Here is a 516-nt window from a genome sequence, read left to right as displayed (position 1 = left end):
GGCCGCCGGCGGAGGCGAACAAGGCCCGCGCCGCGGTCTTTTCCGGCGAGTCATAGGCGCCGTAGAGCACCGTATAGACCACCCGGCGGGCAAGGTCGGCCTTGCCCTGGCGCAGCAGCTCCTCGGCGAGATACAGGCGCGGCGCCGGCGCGGCCGGCACGCTGCGGATGACCTTCGCCATGCCCAGCATCGCCGGGTCCGGAACCCGTTCGCCGGCGCGCGCGAAGCTCTGGAAATAGGCGATCAGCGGCAGAGGGGCGTCGCCGTCGAGTTCGATCGCGCGCTCGATCGTCCTCCGTGCATCGGCGAGCTTGGCCGATCGGTCCGTCGCGGGCCCCGTAACGGCCTGACCCGTCAGCGCCACGCCTTTCCAGGCAAGGGCACGGGCATTGTCGGGCGATCGGGCGAGCACGCGTTCGGCGTCGCCGAGGCACGCGCCGTCATGGCCGCTGCGGCATTCGGCCTCCGCCGCGAACAACAGGGCCTCGCTGTCATAGGGCAGGTGCGCCACCGTAT

At 71.7% G+C, this 516-nt stretch carries 1 protein-coding gene; it reads right to left on the bottom strand.

Annotated elements, in window-relative coordinates; all coding sequences use genetic code 11:
* A partial coding sequence (locus tag AC1DZC_RS20435; protein ID WP_477044565.1) for a tetratricopeptide repeat protein occupies positions 1-516 on the bottom strand: 516 nt, incomplete at both ends.

The sequence above is a fragment of the Cellulomonas sp. P2_B4 genome (genome assembly GCF_056404795.1).
Note: the sequence above shows the minus strand (reverse complement) of the source record. Positions and strands in the feature narration are given on the sequence as shown.